The organism is Brotonthovivens ammoniilytica (genome assembly GCF_025566885.1).
Classification (GTDB): Bacteria; Bacillota; Clostridia; order Lachnospirales; family Lachnospiraceae; genus Brotonthovivens; species Brotonthovivens ammoniilytica.
In genome coordinates this window covers 347,953-369,382 of record NZ_JAOQJQ010000001.1, presented here as the reverse complement: position 1 = coordinate 369,382, position 21,430 = coordinate 347,953, and the positions used below count along the sequence as shown (strand labels likewise).

The following is a 21,430-nucleotide window of genomic DNA, read 5'->3' as shown; positions in this document are numbered from 1 at the left end:
AAAAACAAGGGAAAAGGATACATATAGAGTGGCAAGGCATACCGCCAAGTCGCATAAAATAAGGAAAGTTGAGATTTTAGTTATACAAATTTCAATTTATAAGAAAGCAATACATCCTTTTCTTCTTCCCAGCCAGAATCATTCCATTCCATACGCATAGAGGTTGGAAGATCATCAAAGTGATACCAGCCTTCCTCATTAGTCTTAGCTGTCATACGGAAAGAATCATCTTTCTTCCATTGAGAATCATGGTAATAATAACGCTCTAATACAACCTCCAGACCAAAAACACCGGGTTCTTTTGGATCTCTGATACCATCATAACTCTGATCATCCCAGATCATACCTGAAACAGATCCGGTCTCATGAGCCGTTATGCCGCCGTCACAGCCAGGAATCTCTGTTCCGTGTACGATATCGTATCCTTCCACAACATTTCCAGGATCTTTTACAGATTCACTGTCCGCTTTAACTGCTGTAATCAGATACTCATCTTTTTCAGTAAGATATCCGCTGTCATAAATTAAGTCACTGTCTGCCAAACTATCATCCCCCATCTGATAACGGGTTACTGAATAACCGGATGGAATTGTGCTTAATTCAACCCGCACTTTATAGCCAAACAAATATTTTGTTCCATCAATGACACAATATGTATCCAGTGCATCAAACAGATAGCTTCCATCTGCTCCTGTCTGTACGGTATACTCCGCAAACGTCTCATCCTTTTCCCAGGAGCCTTCTTTTAAGAGATAACGCTCCAGTGTCACAGACACATCCTTGATTCCGCTCTCTTTTTCCTGGCGGATTCCATCATAGTCTGCATCCTCCCAGACCACTCCGGTGATGCTTCCTCCATCGTACTCTGAAAGTCCCCCGTCATAACCGCTTACAACTCCCGCTGTCAGCATGTCATAGCTTACCCTGCGGCCCTCCACATCTGTGAGGTCTACCACGGAACTGTTGGCCGGCTTCTCTTCGTCTTTCACTAACGCCACCGGTATGTATTCCCCGTCTCTTACAAGAGAGCCGGTAGAAGCAATCAGGTTGCTGTCCGCTCCCCGGTCCTCTCCTCTCCAGTACTTGGTTACGGCACGGTCTGACGGCAGATCTTCCACATACAAACGATAGCCTGCAAGACACTGCTTTCCAGATATCTTTATACTGGCTTCCAGATCTTTAAATTCATACCTGCCGTTTTCATCACTTTCACTGGTTAAGGCGCCAAAGCTGTCATCCTTTTTCCAGTTTCCGGCAGCTTCATCATAATAATAGCGCTCCAGCACAACTTCCAGTCCTTTATAACCGGCTTCTTTCTCCTCACGGATTCCGTCATAGTCCGCATCTTCCCAGATCACTCCGGTGATGCTTCCTTTCTTGTACGGTGCAAAGCCCGCGTCCTGGCCGCTGTAAGTGCGGGATTTCAGCATGTTATATACTGCTTCGTCTCCGTCTGCTGTCTTAACTGCTGCCTGGGCAAGATCAGGGATCTCTCCTTTTGTTCCTTCTCCGGCCGCCACCAGGTATTCTCCATCTCTTGTCAGAGAAAGTGTATCCGCACGCAGGTCACTGTCTTTCTCCCGGTTATCTCCCTGGCGGTAACGGGTGATTCCATAGCCATCCGGCACTCCGTCTACACGCAGCTGGTACCCTGCAAGATATACATGATTGTCAATCTGTACATTTGTTTCCAGTTCTTTAAATTCATAGCTTCCATCTGTCCGGCTTATTTCTTTTAAATCCTGGAAAGACGAATCTTTTTTCCATTCTTTTCCATCATAATAATACCGGCTCAGCGTCAGTTCTCTTCCGGCAATCCCCGGTTCTTTCTCATTCTGGACACCGTCATAGTTTTCATCACTCCATACCTGTCCGCGGATTACTCCGGTTGGAAACAGCACCAGGCCTCCGTCATAACCGGACAGCTCTAAGCCCCGCACCACATCGTATCCTTCTACGATATTTTCCGGATCCTTATAAGACTCACTGTCCGCCTTCTTCGCCGGAATCAGATATTCGTCTTCTCCGGTGAGGTAACCTGTTTCGTATATCAGATCGCTGTCTGCTTCTGTCCGCTCTCCCTGACGGTACTGCGTCACTGCACTTCCTTTGGGGAAGCTGTCTTTGTCTGTCCTCAGGCGGTACCCGTACAGATATTTCACCTGGTCTATCACACAATGCGTATCCAGTGCATCAAACAGATAGCTTCCATCTGCACCTGTCTGTACGGTATACTCCGCAAACGTCTCATCCTTTTCCCAGGAGCCCTCTTTTAAGAGATAACGCTCCAGTGTCACAGACACATCCTTGATTCCGCTCTCTTTTTCCTGACGGATTCCATCATAGTCTGCATCCTCCCAGACCACTCCGGTGATGCTTCCTCCATCGTACTCTGAAAGTCCCCCGTCATAACCGCTTACAACTCCCGCTGTCAGCATGTCATAGCTTACCCTGCGGCCCTCCACATCTGTGAGGTCTACCACGGAACTGTTGGCCGGCTTCTCTTCATCTCTCACTAACGCCACCGGTATGTATTCCCCGTCTCTTACAAGAGAGCCGGTAGAAGCAATCAGGTTGCTGTCCGCTCCCCGGTCCTCTCCTCTCCAGTACTTGGTTACGGCACGGTCTGACGGCAGATCTTCCACATACAGACGGTAGCCTGCAAGACACTGCTTTCCAGATATCTTTATGCTGGCTTCCAGATCTTTAAATTCATACCTGCCGTTTTCATCACTTTCACTGGTTAAGGCACCAAAGCTGTCATCCTTTTTCCAGTTTCCGGCAGCTTCATCATAATAATAGCGCTCCAGCACAACTTCCAGTCCTTTATAACCGGCTTCTTTCTCCTCACGGATTCCATCATAGTCCGCATCTTCCCAGATCACTCCGGTGATGCTTCCTTTCTTGTACGGTGCAAAGCCTGCGTCCTGGCCGCTGTAAGTGCGGGATTTCAGCATATCATATACTACCTGGTTCTGATCTGCATCCTTTATTCCTACCGCAGTATAATGATACAATCCGCCATCCGCATTTTCTGTTGCAGTATCTGCTGTAATCAGATATTCATTGTCTCTTACCAGCGATAATGTGTCAGCCCGCAGATCACTGTCCTTGTGACGGTCATCACCCTGACGGTAGCGGGTAATTCCATAGCCATCTAAGACTCCGTCGATGTTCAGCTGATATCCTGCAAGATATTTTTTACTGCCTATCTGAACATATGTGGAAAGTCCATCAAACTCATACTGGCCATCCTGCCGGATAACAGTTGTTTTGTCTGAAAATCCCTGATCTTTCATCCATGTTTTTCCGTCATAGTAAAAACGGCTCAACGTCAATGTGCTGCCTGTAAGTCCTGCCTCATTTTCATCCTGAAGTCCATTATAGTTGAGATCTTCCCACACAAGACCACGAATAGATCCTTCTGTAAAGGCTACAAGCCCTCCATCCTGGCCGGAAATATCCGCCCTTGTCAGCATATCATATGTTACAGACTGTCCATCTGCATTCTGAACTGTTACAAGCTGCTGACGGGATCCGTCCAAATCTGTGTCTTCCTCTGCAGCACCTGCAGGAATCAAATATTCCTCCGGCCTTACTAAAAACAAATCATCCACTTTCAAATCACTGTCAAGGGAACGATCTGTTCCCTGGCGGTAACGGGTAATTCCATAATTATCCGGAATGCTATCTCCGTCTACTTTTAGGCGATAACCGGCCAGATACACCTTTCCTGCCACTGTTACCTGAGTATCCAGATCATCAAACTGATAATTCCCCGAGATATCTGTTCTGTCATCTTTTGGAGAAAAGGCCGGATTTTTCTCCCAGGTGCTGCTTTCGCTTACATAATAATACTGCTCCAGCACTACTTTTATCTGTTCTATACCGGTCTCATTATTATCCTGAATACCGTTATAATTAGCATCTGACCAGATTTTTCCTGAAATCTGACCATTGGGGTACGGAACCATGCCTCCATCAATCCCGCTGATATCTCTTCCCGTTAAAAAGTCGTACACAATACCATCGTGGAAGGAATCTGTTACCTCTACACTATGATAAGGATACTCATTACCTTCCTGATTTCTGACAGCTTCTTTAGCCAAAATCAGATACTGTCCCTTTTGTACCAGTTTTAGGTCTTCCGCCATAAGATCACTATCTTTTGCCGGATCGCTCCCCTGATGATATAGAGTCACGCCATAACCGGACGGTAACTCATTCACCTTTAACTGATAACCAGCCAGATATTTTCTGCCATCCTTTTCCATATAGGTGGGAAGATTCTCAAAGCTGTATTCCCCTGTGGAACTGCTGGTCTGAGTTATGGGAGCCTCATTGGCCGGCTTCCAGCGGCTTCCATCATAGTAATAACTTTGCAGTTCTACATCCACTCCGGACATGACATCTTCTCCGGGGTCTCGAAGCCCATCATAATTACGGTCTTCCCAGATGATTCCCTGAATGTCTCCCGTTGGATAACGAAGCAGGCCACCATGATACTCCTTAATATCGCCCTGTTTATGGATGATATCATACGACGTATTTCCATCATTCAATACATAAGGAGAGTTTTTCAGAGTATCCGTTTTTTGAGCAGCCAAGAAATAGTCTCCCGCGTCAGGCGATGTCAAATAATTCTCAGAGCCGGCGTACTGATTTGTAATCCAATCGCTGTTCAATGCCCCGTTTTCTGCTGTCTGCTGATATCGGGTTACACCATATCCATCCGGAACATCTGCCCGAAGCCGATAGTAACACAGCTTCTTTTCACCGCCGATCGTAAGAAATACCGGCACCTTTGAAAAGCAATAGCCTCCATTATCATCGGTTTTAACTGTCTGTGTACCTTCATAATCGGTCCCATCTGCCCTTTTTGCCGCCGAATCCTTTTCAACCTTTTCAAATGTTCCGTCTGCTTTTTTATAATATGTTTCCAGATATACTGTAACATTTTTAAGCCCGGTTTCATCCTTATCCATAATACCGTTATAGAAATGATCCTCACTTCCGTTGTCATTCCAAATGGTGCCTTCTACTTCACTGTACTCATAAGCCGCAAAGCCGGCATCATAGGTCAGAATTGTCTCTGCATCACTGATATCATAAGTCTTTCCCTGATAAGAAACTGTATTCTCAGGCACCGAATTTTGATCTGCCTCTACCGCAATAATAATATAATCATCATTCAGATAATAATTTCCATCAGCAATGTCCAGATCACTGTCCTGAACACCATGATTTGCCTGATAGTGAGTAACGCCATACTGTTTGAAAATCTTATCATTTACAGTTGGATCAATCTTCATCCGATATCCGGTCAGATAATTCTGTCCGTCCGCCTGATAATAACTCATGACATTGTCAAATACATAGACACCAGCGTCATTGGTTGTCATAGTACGTTCTGATGAACCTCCCGGAATTGGATACCACTGATTATTTTTATAATAATAAGATTCTAACGTGACAGTTACATCTTTCATTCCGCCCTCAGACGCATCCATAATTCCATTGTAATTCTCATCTTCCCAGACAAATTTTCCAAGAAATCCCCGTCCGGAATGAATCATCCCAAGATCAATATTCCTGTTAAATTTGAAAGACTGCTCTGTACTGTCTTCAAATACCGGATTTCCTGATGCGTCAAATGGAATCTCAGCTTTAAATGCTTTTGTCTCATACTCTTTGCCAATTTTCGAAAGGTCATTATCACTGTCGGCCTCTAAAGGATTATTCGTAAATGTCCACGGTGTAGGCTTTAGCATACGGGTTTCTTTTGTTGATTTATCTTTTGCCCGAATAATATACTCTTCCCCAGGTTTTAAACGGAACTCATACTGCCCGTCAGAAAGCGTCTTGTAAACTGCCGGATTTCCATCCCCGTCCAGACAAGGCTCAGACATATCCTTTGTGTTATAGACAGATACTTCGATATCTTCTAGCGGTGTCTCCCCAGGCGTAATATAACCGTCGCTTTCAATTTTTTGTCCGCCGCTTCCATCCGAAACCAGGCTTTCATCCAGCCAGACTTCTCCTCCGTATGTATAGGCCCGTCCTACTCCTACATTATAAGAAGTCATCTTCTGATCGTATTCGGCAAAGTTTTTTTCATCAACTGCAGAAATTTCAACTGGCCGCGCAGTCTGTATTACCAGACGGTCCTTTGGTAAATCTCTGACTGTGGATGCGCCCGTTTCCACTCCGCTGTACACACACTCTCCATCACGATAAACAGCAACCGGAATTTTGGTATCTCCTAGTTCCGTTGTAGTTACAGAGTACTGATTATAAGTTTCCGGAAATGTATATTTTAAGTTATATTTTCCGGGTTTTAAGTTCGACAAAATATAATAACCGTCTTTTCCGTAATAATCACTTTCTGTATCAAATTCCACTGGTCCGCCATGTTTAGAGTGCAGATAAACGGTATCATGATCTGTAGACGGCGTCTGAATCGGCTGTCCGGTAATCTCATCAATTAAAAGATAATGTCCCTCATGTCCTTCTTCCGGAATCACTGCTTCACCTTCCCGGTTGCAGGGATATCCATTCTCCGTCAGCAGCTGGACTTTTACTCCATTAATACCTGGATCGTCCTTTGTTTTGTCAAAATCCAGATCAGTGGTCCGGTTTTTAAGATGAATACGTCCGGTTTTTTCTTCTGCTGCATATTCACCCTCACCATCATCAGGAACACCGCTGTAATCCGCATCATTCCAGATATAACTGCCAATATACCCCCGCCCGGACGGCGCATTTACATAAACTCCCGCTTTCACATTCTCAATCCGGTCGCTGTCCCAATGAGAAACAAAAGTATTCCATCCGCTGTATTCAGCAACGGTCTCATTATATTCAAGATTTGGATCTTTTACCGTCTCATCCGATGACAGACTTACAGTTCCCGGATACGCAGGCAGGTTTAATGGACTGTGCATACTGAAAACTAATTTCAGCCGCTCATTTGCATCAAGGGAAACATTATCTTTCATCTGTACCCAGACTGCCCGGATACTTTTTACAAGTGTTTCCTTTTCCATGCCCTCCGGAAGATTTTGTATATCAGAAAGTTTAACAAAATATCTGGATTTTTCGGCTGTACTGCTGCGCAGTATATCATAAGTTTCTTTTTTATTTAATTCTTCCTGGGTTGGAAGATCTGACACATCACCCACACGCACTGTTCCGTCCGGCTGTTTTACCATGGGCCCTACCCAGATTTCATAATCTGACGGGTCCACCTGATGCTCTTCTGTCTCACTTCCTCCCGGCAGTACCTGATAATCCACAACCTTAATGGTATCCGGAAGGATCCAGCCATGCCATTTGGAATTACGGGGAACTTTGGCGCCGGTACTGCTGTCCGTATTTTTAATCTGATAATCACCGGTATCCGGAAGCACATCATAAAAGACAAGTTCATCATAAGAGTTACCTGAACTTTTATTAATCATAGACGCTTTAAATTCATAATCCTTTCCTTCCGGAACAGGAACTGCCCTGGAGTCAATATTACTGTCAAGCTCTGTAGTAGTTGTTTTATTCTGAACAATACTTGATGTTGACTTAAATGTAATTGCATTAGACAAACGGGTAATCGTCATATCTTTCTGTGATCCGTTTTCATTTACGTCATTGCTGTCATACTCATAGCCAAGATTATTCCAGGCACTGCCATCAGGCTGAATATGGGGTTCAAAACTTCCCTTTTTAAATCCAAAAGCTTTGCACTGCAGCATATTGGTTGGCACAGCATTACCATCTGTATCCTCGATAGGAACCATAAATTCCACCATAAGCTTTTGGCCCGGCTTTAGCTGTCCTTCAAAATAAAAATTCAGAATTGTACGCTGGTTTGTGGTCATATCAATGGCCTTACGTACAAACACAGGATCCTGTTTCAGTTCCAGATCCTTCTTCAGTTCATCCGGCATTAGAACAGAACCATCAGCATTCAATACATACCATGTCCACAGAGGTGTATAGTTGTCCAGATTATGTTCAACTTTGTCTCCTCCGTTTTCAGTATTTCCATATAGGTCTCCCAGGTAATAATCGCCCTGATATTTGCCGTCTGCATCCGGAATCTGATATTCAGCATACTGAAACTCTTCCTGCTTTAACCGGTCAACATAAGGAACAGCTACCGCAATGCTGGGGTTCGTTACATTATCCTGCGTAATATTAGGATCTTTCTCTTTACTGATACTTTCATAACCAACCTTATATTTTAATACTTTGCTGATACCGGTATCTACAATTACATTTGAATCCCACTGATATCCTTTTTGAATGCTTCCGCCAAAATACAGAGTATCAATGGTAAGATCCACCACCGGAACCTCTGGATCCACATAAAAGCCTGCCCGGGCTCTTTCAGAAGTCTGACTGAATTTGTAATCATCGTACTGTGGAAATGCTGCTGCGAAATGATTGGTATGTTTGTTTACACCATCATCATCGTTTTTTGGCGCAGTCTGAAGCTCAATAAAGGCACAGTTATCACGCACATTCTGCTCTGCCTCTACCCTGTTTAACCGCTCCGGATCAATATCATCCATTTCCTGTTTTCCGTTGGAATCATCTCCGTCAGCGTCTATATCCATCCGGAAACCAGCTGGTACCGGATAGTAAACAGGCGCCTGTACATCACTGTACTTTGTATTATCCTCGCCGGTAAAACTTTCACACTTAACCACCCAGCGCACCTGATACGTGCTGTCTGCCAGTTCTTTATAGTCTTTTTCAAAATCTATAACTGCATTTTCCGTAAGTCCGTATCCCTGGGTTTTCCCTATTGTCTGCCACTCCTGGCTGTCTGACGGGCCCGGATAATAGTTTCCTGTTTCCGCCCAGGGATCTGTCTTTTTCAATACCTGAACATATACTTTCAGATGTTCTTCTAATATTTCCCTGGATTCCTGATCCACGTCAGCATCTGCCGGAATTTCCCATGAACCGCTCCGCAATTTATGAATGGTCTGCTTCATCGGCTTACCATTGGATGCGTCTGCCGGATTCGAGGTCCCTTCATTTGTCCCATAGTATGGCAGATTATAATTCACAATAAATGTATTTACTGCTGCTGTTTTATTGACTGCCTGATCCAGCCGCATCTGCATAATATAAGCAGATCTTACGTGAGCATCCTCCATAATATACCGATCTGAATCGGGATCATTCACCCTTAAACGGATTTTACTTGTATCCAATCGAACACTAGCTGCAGGTTTTACCAGAGCAATTTCCCCTGACCCGGATGTTACATAATTGCTATCGTACTCCTGATCCCGGTCATAGTCCTTTATCAGAGAATCATCCGTATCTTTTTCATCTGAAATTTCCTGCTTTTCATTCCAAAGACACTGCTGCTGCCCTTGTTCCGTAAAGGCATGTCCTTCTGCATTTTTAATATCATAACCGTTATAATTTCCTGCCGGAACAGTAACGGCTCCGGTATCATCCGGCTTAGCAAATGTTCCGTCAGCTGCCAGAGCATATTTTCCATCTGTATCATGGATTGTTGCATACACCTGGGAACGGTACCCCTCCCAGATCTCAGGCTGTTCCATCACATTTGTTTCCGGCTCTTGATTCACTCTTGTGCGGATTTTGAAATTCATCCAGCTGCCGGAAGGGAAATACCCTGCAGGTTTTTCTCCTGCAACATAGGAATTATAATCCGTAAAACCAGATGTCTTCGGGGTTGTAATTTCAAATGTAACAACCTGTCCGTCGCGGCTTAAGGATGCAGGATCCCATTCTTTAGAGGAGTCATTCAGCAATTCAACGCCCCATCCCTGTTCCCGCATTTCCTTCTGGGTTAACATTATTGTTTTCTTTTCCACAGGATCATAATATTCCAGACAAAAATCATTCAGGTTATTATACATATAGCCCTGATCATTATTTTCCACATTCCAGTTTGCGGATCCTGTATACTGTACAGACTCCGGCAAATGGAAGGCTACAACCATTTTTGAATGATGCACAGCTCCTTTTTCTGAATAATCCTGATCTGATATTGGACTGTTGGTAATTTTAGCGCTATACCATACAGAATCCGAATACTCAAATTCCTGCTGGCTGCCCCCTTGAGTTTCTCCAAGACTTTCGGCATCCGGCGCCGCAAAATGTTCCACTGAAAGCCTCGGGACAGACGTACGGATCTTCAGGGTATTCATAATACCCTGGTCGCTCAGCGGCTGGGTCTTGTCCCAGTCTGTATAGGTCAGCTGTCCATTGGCATTAAAATCTTTCTGCGTATCATTTAAAACAGCCGGATTATTAACAGATAAATAGTCTTCGATCTGATGCGTATCCGTCTCTTTATACTTTTTCAGCGCTCCAATCAGAGGCGTATTTGTTTCATATGTATGATCTAATCTGTCATCCGGCAGATTGCCTCTCTCATAGCTTGTCTTATTGTACGTATAACTTTTTTGAACTGCATCCAGACGCGCATCCGGTATCTGGCCATTATAAAGGAACTGTCCATAGGAACCTACCGTATACGGATTTGTAAAGCTTGTAGTTTCTGCACTGCTCTTTTTAATATCCTCGTCTACAAGGTACTTAAATCCATCTATTTTACTTCCAACATAGGTTCGGTTATTTTGATAATTCTTGTACAGTTCACTCTGAAGTCCTTCATGATCTGTTTCGGCTTCAGGAGCACTCACTGTAAAGGTATCAATGGAGTAAATATTAGCTTTCTGCGATGCAATACGCGCTTCTTTCTCAAACGCACTGCCATCTGCATCAGCGGCTGGTATAAGCCGTACAACATAGCGGCCTTGCGTCTGCCCGGTACTATTTCCCTGACTGTCCTGGCACTCCACCTGTTCATAAGTTACAACGCCTTGATATTTTGCCTTTTCTTCCGGTGCTTCTATAACACTCTTTACATCTGCACCGGCAGTCAAATCCCTCTGATACAGTGTCCAGTTCAATTCTTTTACAGCATTCTCATCATTATTCTGTGAAAACAGCGTACCATCCTTGGCCACAGGGACCACGCCATATGGAAGAATATTTGTGATAACCGGAAGAATCAATGTTCCTCTAGAACCGCCGTCCACTTCATAATTATGTACAAATTTAGAATACTGATAGCTGTACTTGCTTTCTGCATTTGGAGCATATTCATCCAGCCAGTACTTATTCTCCACATGAATATTCAGCTGGTTCCGCTCTCCTTCTGTGTCTGTATAATAGTCTTCTCTGGTATTTCCAGTGACATCATCGCCTATAGTCGCCCACATCCGGACAAACGGCTTCCTCATAACCGCCCTTGTACCGGTCTGAGCATACAGATTTGTTTTATCCGCATCTCCATAAGCAGTATATGCGTTATCGGTAACAGTTCCCATATAATCGCTGCCGGAAATCTGCACCTCATTATTTTGAATATTATATCCGTCAATATAAGGCGTATTTGGAGAACCGCTGGTATATTCATAAGCATCCTTCCAGTCATCATACCACATATAATCCATGCCATACTGCTGGTTATGACGCATTTTATCTTTTACTGCACCTTCCCAGTGATCGTAATCCAGAATCTGATAATAGTAAAAATTCTCAGAGTCCGGTGCTGTATAAGGCCTGACTGTCACCCGGTCGTACCAGTGCTCATTCTCATTTGTCAGATATACATTTCCCGGAATCTCAACCTGTATCTTATAACCACTGGCACTTCCCCGGTTAAACCACTTTGTCAGCGGCTTTTTCACTACAATTTTCAACACCCATGGCTGCGTATCTTTCGTATTTTCTCCGGCTGCATAATAAGTATCATCTACCTTCGAATTCCACAACGGATCCTGCTCTTTATCTGGAGCCCGATATCCCGCATCCGCTCCGTCAGGTGTCTGTAAAACAGTCACTTCAATATCCTGCTCCTCAATAGGAGTATAGGTTTCTTTTCCTGCACCTGCCACTGTGGATAGAATCTGTGCTTTTACCTCAGAGCCGTCTATCTGCCCCTCAGCATTCAGTTTCGGCCGTATTCCTCTTGGCATCGTATAGATAAATTCCACACCGTCCAGATCCCAGTCTCCATAGTTTAATGCATGCAGACGTATTGTAAAATCTTCATTATATTCCAGTGCTGTGATCCTGCTGTCATCTGTTAGTTTTCGATATGTATTATCTTGTCCGTCACTAGAATAATAATTTTTATTTGCAGAGTAGTTTGGGTGAGCTGCAAATCCAGTCGTAAGACCATCCCCGCTTGTAGCCTCATACTGATAGTTACCTGCTTCAAACTGACTAGCTCCTACCAGCCAGGCTTTATTCAAATGAAGCCTGGTTTCACTCCACAGCACAGGCATCTGGTCAGGATTCTGATCCATACCATCCCAGTTCTGACCAAACCTCGTTCGATGAGCCAAAATCAACTGATACCAGTCCCTGACATTTTTCCCATTTGTCATCGTCTGTCTCTCAGGGAGCGCATCTGTATTTTTGTTTGTACTATCCCCGGAATAGATTACATTCTGCTGATAATTGGCAGTGTTAATATCTTCATCAAACAATACACCGTTATTGCCAAGATAATTATTTCTCCAACTAGAATAATCCTGAGAACTCCCCGGTATCCTTGTCTGGCTTCCATTTAAAAACTCCCACCGGTCAACCTGCTCATTTTTATCCGCAGACAGCCCAATATCGTGAAGCAGAAAATCCAAATCCATCTGCCTGTTTTGATTCGTAATAGCTCTTGCCCCGTCAGTTCCTGAAGAAGCAAATGGAAAAGCCTCTCCGTTAGAATCCACTGACTCATCATAACTGTAATACTCTCCATTTCTTGGAAAATAACCTGGATGCTGATCTTTAACAGTGCCTAGATCCCGGTCTTCATCTACATAAACCATAGGCAGATTGTCTTCTCTAGCCTGTACCTGATACCAGATCTCAATGGTATCCCCTACTTCAACCCGGACATCCGCTCCGTCTTTTTTCTGAAAACGCATCTCATAAACGGTATAATCTATTTCTTTGGAATTTTCTTCCGTAACCTTAAGATCACTAAAGTGTTTCATATTCTTATTTGCGGTTGTATCTGCATTGGATTTCGGATAATACATCCAGCCGCCATAATCATGCTCTCTTATATTACGGGTTTTTTCTACCTTCAAAACAGCATCCGGGTTTTTAGGGTTACCATCAATATCTTCCCAGCGAATTTTAAATTGACTGCTCTCCAAGTGCTCAGAAGATAAATATTCCGGAAGTTTATCATAAAAGACCGGATTTAAAAGTACACCCTGATCTGCCGTCTGAACTCCGTTCTTCGCTGAATGCTGATTCAGCAGCACAATTTTCTGCCACATTTTCTCATTGGGACGATAACCGGTTTTCTGCTCCTTATTCAGCTTATAGGAGGCTTCAGCCTGATCTTCCTGATCAAAAACCTGTGTATAAAACTCTACCTGTGGATTCTCCCTGTAAACATCCCGGTTATATACAGCTGTCTCCGTTAAATCCGCCGTTTTATCCAATGTCACGGACTCCTGGGAATCCAGCACTGTCTTGGTCTCCTCATTATGATGTACATGCTGAACCTGAGCCTGTATTTTGGCATTATAGATTTCTGCCATGGAATCTTTAGAATGATCTGGACGAATGTCCTCGTATTTTCCTTTTCCATTTAAAATGACATCATCAAATAGTAATTCTTTCTGGTCTGTGCCATAGGCATCAATTTCATAATAGGTCCAGCGGATCTTTTCTACCGTCTCAAAAAATTCTGCACTGGCAGAATCTTCAGCCTCAGTCCAGTCGTCCGCGCCTTCGCAGAAATATTCCAGTTTAATTCCCGGTTTTGACGCCGCATCTGCTAGCAGCTTTGGATATGATATCTCCGGTTTTTCTGTCAGCGTAAATCCCCGCAGACCATCCGCATCCAGAAAGGAAAGAGTGACAGTCATACTGTCAAGGGCATGGAGGGTATCGTTCCGGATTCCGGATACAAGAAGTCTTGCTTTCTGGCCATCATAAGCATACTCTTCATCTTTAAATTTATAATCCACTTTCACAGCTTCGGTATCTTTGTATTTCAAAGTATTAACCATGCGGGACTCATAAATCTGATTCTCACCTCCCTTTTCTGCAGCCTTATAATTTCTGGAATATTTTGTACTTCCCCCAAGATCCGTGTCTGTCCGGTACTGCCCTAGTTTTGACGTGGAGCTGTTTCCATAAACAGACTGCTCTTCTACAGAATACTGTGGATATGCATGGGAATGGTCTGCCGTTACCCAAATATTCGTATCCAGTTCCTGGGACTCAAATGTACTATTCTCTGTTTTGAGTTCTTCTGTCAGCTGAGTGGTAATCCGCAGGCGAATGGTCCTGCCCTTTGGAATCTCTGCTCCTGTTTCTCCGGCGGTAACTGTCAGCTTTCTGTAAAAAGCAGGCTCGCCATTTGAAGTCAGTGAATAATCGGTGAGCGGCCTAGCAGTTTTATCTGAACCGTCATTCCCCGATAATACAGCTGTAATCTTATCATCCGGAATCCCGGTATCATTTGATATAATTTCCCACTTTACAAGCTGCTGCCCTTTTGGTACTTCAAAGTTCATAACAGGGCGTTTCAGATTAATTGGCGAATCTTTTTCTGCACCAAAAGAAACCGTATATTCCACATAATCATATGGAAGCAGATGATCCTTATCTACCTCAAGAGGACTTTTGGGATTTTTGTCATTGTCATAAGCAAAAACTTCTGACTGCCCATCCGCTGCTATACGATTTCTAGTAACGTTTGTAACCATCGTTGCCGTCAGATTTCGCACATTGTTGTAATCCCATTTTTTTGAATTGGTCAAAATCGTGCTCTGATAAATATTCGCATTGGGATCAACAGATTTAAATTCCGCCGTTACACTGTTATACAGACTCCAATATCTGTGATAATAGTAATCTTCGGTATCGTGAAAGAATGTATTTGGGTTCTTCCCAAAGGAAGGCGTGGAATTTTCTGTCCATGTATTATCCTTAAATTCCTCTTCTGTCCGGTCCACATATATACCATCATACCAGTATGCGTATCCGTTCTTTTTATCAACAGATAAATATTCCCCATTTTCCAGAACAGACCCTGAATCCTCCCGGGTTGGATTCACCGCCCGGAATGTAATATCAAATCCGGATACATAGGCTTTTATATAAGTTTCCCAGTTAGTCTGGCCGTTTGCATATGAAACAGCATACTGCTCCATGTTATCCCGTATCAGCTGTTCCACATCAATCTCATAACAGCCCGGCTTGCTGGCAGAAACAGTCAGCAGTTTCGGTTCTAGTACCACACTGTGAGCCTTTCCATTTATATTTAGGTTCAATGCCGATGCCCGAAACCAGTCCCCGGTAATAAACTCCTCCGGAATATAAATATGCCGCAGGCGGTAATAATTATTAAAGGTATTTTTAGCGACAGCCTCTGACACCCTGGCCACCTGATGTTCACCAGTATTATCACCTGTGTTATACTGGTTATAAAGTTTCACGCCAAAGCCTGCATTGGTGGGCGTCTCATTGTCTGCTTCGTAATCAGTAATTGCTACAGGTGTTACATCCGCATCTCTGTCCAGAGCATATCCTGCATGAAAATCAATCAGAAATCCCATTAAACGAGCGGTATCATAATACGTTGTGTTATTATGCTCCGAAATAATAATATTCTGATATTCTTTCTCTTCATAGTCTGTCTTCGTAAATGGCTGAATCTTATTTGTGCCATCTGCATCCGGATCATTCCGCTTTACAGTATATGGCTTTCCGTAAATAATCAAATCAGTATCGTTGCTGCCGCCATTTAGATCAGGGGTTCCTTTTAAACCAACTTCTTTATTATATTCACCATTTCCCATCATATCTTTCAGGTGAATATCATAACCAACCACAAACTGTCCCGGTCTTAATATCAGCTTCCCATCCGTTAATTCCTCTGTCAGCTCTGTTCCTGGAACCGGATTGGAATCCGAATCTTCCTCTGCATACTCAAAATCCAGTGTCTTTATTCCATTTTCGCTCTTCAGATCTGAGGAATCCACTGTAATCGTTTTCTCCCTTGTTCTAACTCCAGCTTCATCCACATAGGCCAGTTTCAGCTCCATCGTATCCAGATACTTTGCAATGGCCGGCTTTAGCTCAAGACCGGCTGCCAAAAAACCATAATATTGATAGGTACTGTCAGGACGGATTACTGGCATGGTATCTCTTAAAATCACCTCATCCGCATATCCGATTTTTCCTTTCCAGTCATCCGCATCCTGTTCATACCAGTTATTTTTATTACCTGTAGTCTGGTACTTATAGTAATAATCCGGATTATACCTGTCATACCGGCTGTTTCTGTAAAAACTCACAAGAAACTGATTCGGCTGTCCAAAATCTGCTTTATCGTTATACTCATTCCCCGGCGTTGTAGTAGCACCTTTAATCACCCGGTCAAAATCATGAACTACATGAACATACGTCTCAGATTTCAGATTGGCCGATCTGAAAGGTGCCTCCGTTTTATTAGAATCATAATACGGATATACATAATAGTAATAATAATCCTGAAAACTCCATTTGGATTTTTCGCTGCTTCCGGAAGTTTTACGTTCCTGGCTTCTCCCGCCGCCGATGGTCAGATCAGTTGTTGCAGTTGCTTTTACCTGTCCGTTTTGATTAGGATTTTCTTCCATCTTGTAATAACGGCCGCTGACCTCAAACATATATTTGGCATTCTCATCCGTATCAAGATACCAGGTTCCATAATCAGGCTTATTTGCAATATCTGTATTATCCTCTGTATGACTCTGCTTCTGGTTAATACTTAAATTGATAATTACCGACTGAACCGGATTTTCCGGATCTTTTTTTTCATAGGATTCCGGTGTCCGGTAGAAATCCTCTTCTTTGCTGGTAAATCTTGTATCCGAATCCGCCTTCATAAGATTTACACGGCAGAACGCTCCCTGATCATTTGTCTCCTGAGCGCTGTACTTTAACTCCTCTCTTTCTAGTACCTCTTTGGTTCCATCTTTTCGTATTGTAGTAATAGAATTGATATAATCCTTGGCCCGGGGATCTATTTTCAGATAATAAGCTTCAAAACTTTGATACGGAAGATCTACTTTCATATTTACAGTAGCTGCAGTATTTAATGACTGTGGTTTTACATATGAAAATGTCTGATGTTCCTGCCTGCTTGCTCCATCCGGCAGACTGGATCCCGTATTCAGATACTGTCTGAAATCAATCATAAAAGAGCCCAGGGCTTTATAACCAATTTCCAGCTCACTGTTGTCCCCAAAGCTGCCGCCGCTCTTGTTATGCTGTGTCCGGACATCTTCTAACGGTGTTGACACCTTGGAAAATTTGCGGTCCGTCTCATTATCGTTATATCCGGCAGTAATAATCGTATCAAAATACATTTTAGACACATAGGTCAGCACATCGTCTTTTGCTTCCACCTCATATGCTTGCGCATCCCGCATGCCATCCAGATAGTTGCTGCTTTTAGCAGTCTGGATTTCACTGCTTCCAAGAGCCGCATCCTCATATCCGCAAAAATCCACATAATACTGCTTCTTTGGATCTGTTATCTGATATCCGGTTCCGGTCATCAAAAGTTCCGTCAGCTCATCCATCCCAAGTTCCGATTCCATCTGTTCTTTTGTCAATCGGAATCCATCGCTTTGCAATGAGCCGATTACCTTCCCCGTCTCATTTTGAAACGTCTGCTCCTTGGCATGGTAAGTCAGAAAGACCTCTTTATTATTGATATCTGTCAGCTTCAATCCTGAAAATTCCCGGTAATTTTTAATAACTTCCGGATAAATGCAAAAGGATGTGGTATGAAATCCTCCGTCAGTTTTACTGAGTGCAAGCTGAAATGTTGTATCTACATCATCCAATACAGATATAGTCTCATTGACTATCTCATTTCTGAAAATGAAATCACGATCATAGGGAACAGCAAGAGCCATTCTGTTATTATCACTGTTTTCGTCATTAACAGTAGATTCCTCTTTGACATCATCGTAAATCACATGAGAATAGATTCCCTGCGCCGGACGCTGTACATAAAATGCTGCTGTTCCTGAAACAATGTCTTTTTCCGTATAAATTTTTTCTTTTGGTATAAAAGAACATTCTGCATTTAACGTATCATACCAGTCTGTATTTCCATGAATCTGCAAATGAAATGCTGTATCTTTTTCCTGGTCTGCGGTTGTTTCTCCGAAAAACTGATCGCAGCAGATTCTGATAAACTTTAACCTTGTTATTTCCTTATAGGCCTGACGGGGCAGTACAAGACTTCCATCTGCCTGTTCATATGCATCTTTCAGCTCCTGCAGCGTAAAGCTTACCTTTGGAGAATCCTTCCCGGGATCCTGGTCCCAATCGAATAAATCAATCCGCTGAATAGACGCTGCCTGCTCATAAGATTTGCCGATTATAATCTTACCGGTGTCAAACCCCTGAACCTGAACATCTGCTCCATCTTTTTTATTGCCCACGCTGGACAAATCTACCGTGATTTCTGAAGTTTTCGCAGACGATTTGGATTTATTTTCAATTATAAAATCATACCAGCCTTCTGCTTTGTTGGGAACCGTCAGCGGATTTCCTGATTCGTCCTGATAATTTGCTGTTCCGGTGACCTTTGGTTCTATTTTCAATACGCTTAAATATGCCGTTCCCTCTGCCAGATCATCTTCTATATCATCAACATTATACTGGGTAGTCCATACTGCGTCAGCGCTGTAATCCCCTACTTTATTGGGAACTCCCCGAAAGTCAACAAATGCCTGCTGTGCCAATTCCACTGAGCCGTCAAAGCTTTTAAATATAATTTCTGCGCTGGTTAACGTCTCAAAATCTGCATCTGCCTTTTTCCATGTTTCCTCTTTTAAAACAAGGTCATCTCCAGATTTTTGCAAAGAGGAGGAGGATAGAGTCACGGTTCTTCCATTCTGGTCAGTCAGCACAATCTCTTTTACTTCCGAATGTTCATTTAACACCGCTGAAAAACAAAGTTCATGAACAAAAAGTCCATGAACCTCACCGTCCTTTTCTACTGTCACCAGCGGGCCAACTGTCAGTTTACCCGGCCACATTTTAGAATCGCTGCTGTTTCCCAATACATACCGTACTGCAGACGCATCTTCATTTACCGGAACATTCTGGGCCTCATTTACCGGTCCCGCTTCATCTTTATGATCCTTTCGAAAAACTCCATAAGTTTCTATCAGGGGCATTGCCCTCCGGGCAGTCAAAGAAGCCTCCTGTGGGGAAGCTTTCTTTCCGCCTTCCACTTCATATCCATCCGTGGGGTTATCTGCAGTGGCAAGACGATAATACCAGTGTTCATATTCTGTATTTAACTTATTAACATATTTATACAACTGAGGCATCGTACCAGTCACGGCGATTTTTCCATCAAACGTTTCCCCAGGTTCGATCCTTTCTTTCAGATAAAAATTTATATTTCGGTTAAATTTCCAGTCCTTATGCTCCTCCTGAGCCAGAAAATCTGCGACAGCAGACCCCAAAGGATACTGCCATGTTACATTTCCGGATGCGTCTGTACTCTCTCTAGGGGATACTCCCAGCTCTGACACGGAAACTTCCACGATCTTATCCGACTCATTTAAAAATTCAAGTTTTATGGGTTCTGTTTTAAACCAGTCAGACAATTGAGGTGAAGAAGCGGTTTTAGTTTTATTTAATGTAACAGAAATTTCATCCAGCTGCATTTTATCCGGAAGAGAATCTTTTGCAACCGCATTAAATACCGGAACATTTCCTGTATTGTCAAATCCGTCCAGATAATAGCTGTCTGATGCACCGATGGAAATACTTTTATCATCTTTCGCCTCATTACTGTCATCATCTAAAACATACTTTCTATTCTGAAGCTCATACTTCTTCTTTATAAATTCTCCAGTAAAATTCCCGGTATCTTTTGTCCAGGCTAAATCTCTTCCTCCAAAGAAAATAGTTGGCCGGAACACAGAGACACACTCCAGACTTCCACGGAAATTATTTGGATAGGGAACCGCAATATAATATTCTCTGTAATTATATTTTGTTTTCCCGTCTGCAGCTGATTTCGGATACAATTTCCCATTTTCCCCGGAAATCGGCACACCGATAACGCCTGCACTTGAATAATTATAAGGAAGTGCTTCTCCAAGATTCGTGAAGTCTTCCAAATCAAATTCACTGCGTTCTTCTTCTGAAAAATCAGTTACATCATAAATAAGCGCCCCTCCCTGATTCGGGACGCCAATAAAACTTTTTTCTCTGGCAGCATCTGTATAATCATCATTTTTAACAGGGCCTTCTTTTGTATCCTCCCACTGCATCATGTCCTTTTCTAGTACTCCGCCCCGGCCTTCTGAGGTAACATCACTCTGGGTAGAAAAAATCAGCGTATACCTGTCAATCATACTGCTTTTATCTTCCGAATCATTTGAAACTTTTACTTTATATACAAGGTAATTGTATTTATCCCATAACACAGATGTTTTCACCAGACTGATCTCCGGTTTCCAAAGCAGGTTGGAATTAACCAGATTAATAATTCTTAAAGAAGAATCATCCCCGTCAGGATTTGCCGCCCCCGGTTCAATATCATATCCATAGCTGGACTGGTTCCCATTTTCATCATGATAATATTGATATCCAGCCCCTAGTTTCACGGAAACAGACTCATTTTCCGGCAGCTTCCCAAAAAAGCGCAATGTAATATCAAAGGATTTCGGCTGGCTAGATACTTCAACAGTATCATTATATGTACGGATCAGCAGCACTCCCCTGCGGAAGCCATCTGCCCCCCTCTCTCCTTCACTGTTCTCTACTGTCCAGTTTCCAAGGGCTGTTTCAGATATATTTGCTTCCACACCCATAAGCTGGTCTTCTGGAACATCATCAGGTTTCTTGTCTGAAATCACAAGTTCCCCATCACTATCTTTATACAAATACGGAAGCACCATTTTAATATAGGCCCCGGTCACATATCCATCCGTATAATTGGGGGTATATCTTACTGTCATTACGATCTCAGAGTCATTACTGACTAAATAAGTCCCTTTGCTCACGGCGTCTCCGCCGCTTAATGGCTTTTCTTCAAAGGTAACGCCTATGGATGGAACCGCAGCCTCCTTGTTTCCAGCCGCATAAACAATACCAGACATTGTATCCAGGCATATATTTAACAAAAAGACAGCTGCAAGGAAAAAACAAAAACCCCTCTTCCATGCTTTTGTTTTCTTTTGTTTCATAGCTTTTGTACCTCCTAATTTTTCTAACTCAAAATCCCCAAAAGGACTTATTTTATTTACAATTTTATTTTGATAAGTTACGGTTTCTTATCAATTATAATTGTATTCATATTTCTTTGTCAACTAGTGCAGAATCA

Annotated in this window: 1 protein-coding gene; it reads right to left on the bottom strand. The window is 43.0% G+C overall.

Features of this window, described 5'->3' with window-relative positions:
• Nucleotides 1–80: 80 nt before the first annotated feature.
• Entirely contained in the window at nt 81–21,293 is a 21,213-nt protein-coding gene (locus tag OCV88_RS01620) for an SdrD B-like domain-containing protein (RefSeq protein ID WP_158423903.1), read from the bottom strand.
• Nucleotides 21,294–21,430: the final 137 nt, after the last annotated feature.

Coding starts and splice junctions, on each gene's coding strand:
- OCV88_RS01620 (WP_158423903.1), bottom strand. CDS start 21,293: ATGAAACAAAAGAAAACAAAAGCATGGAAGAGGGGTTTTTGTTTTTTC.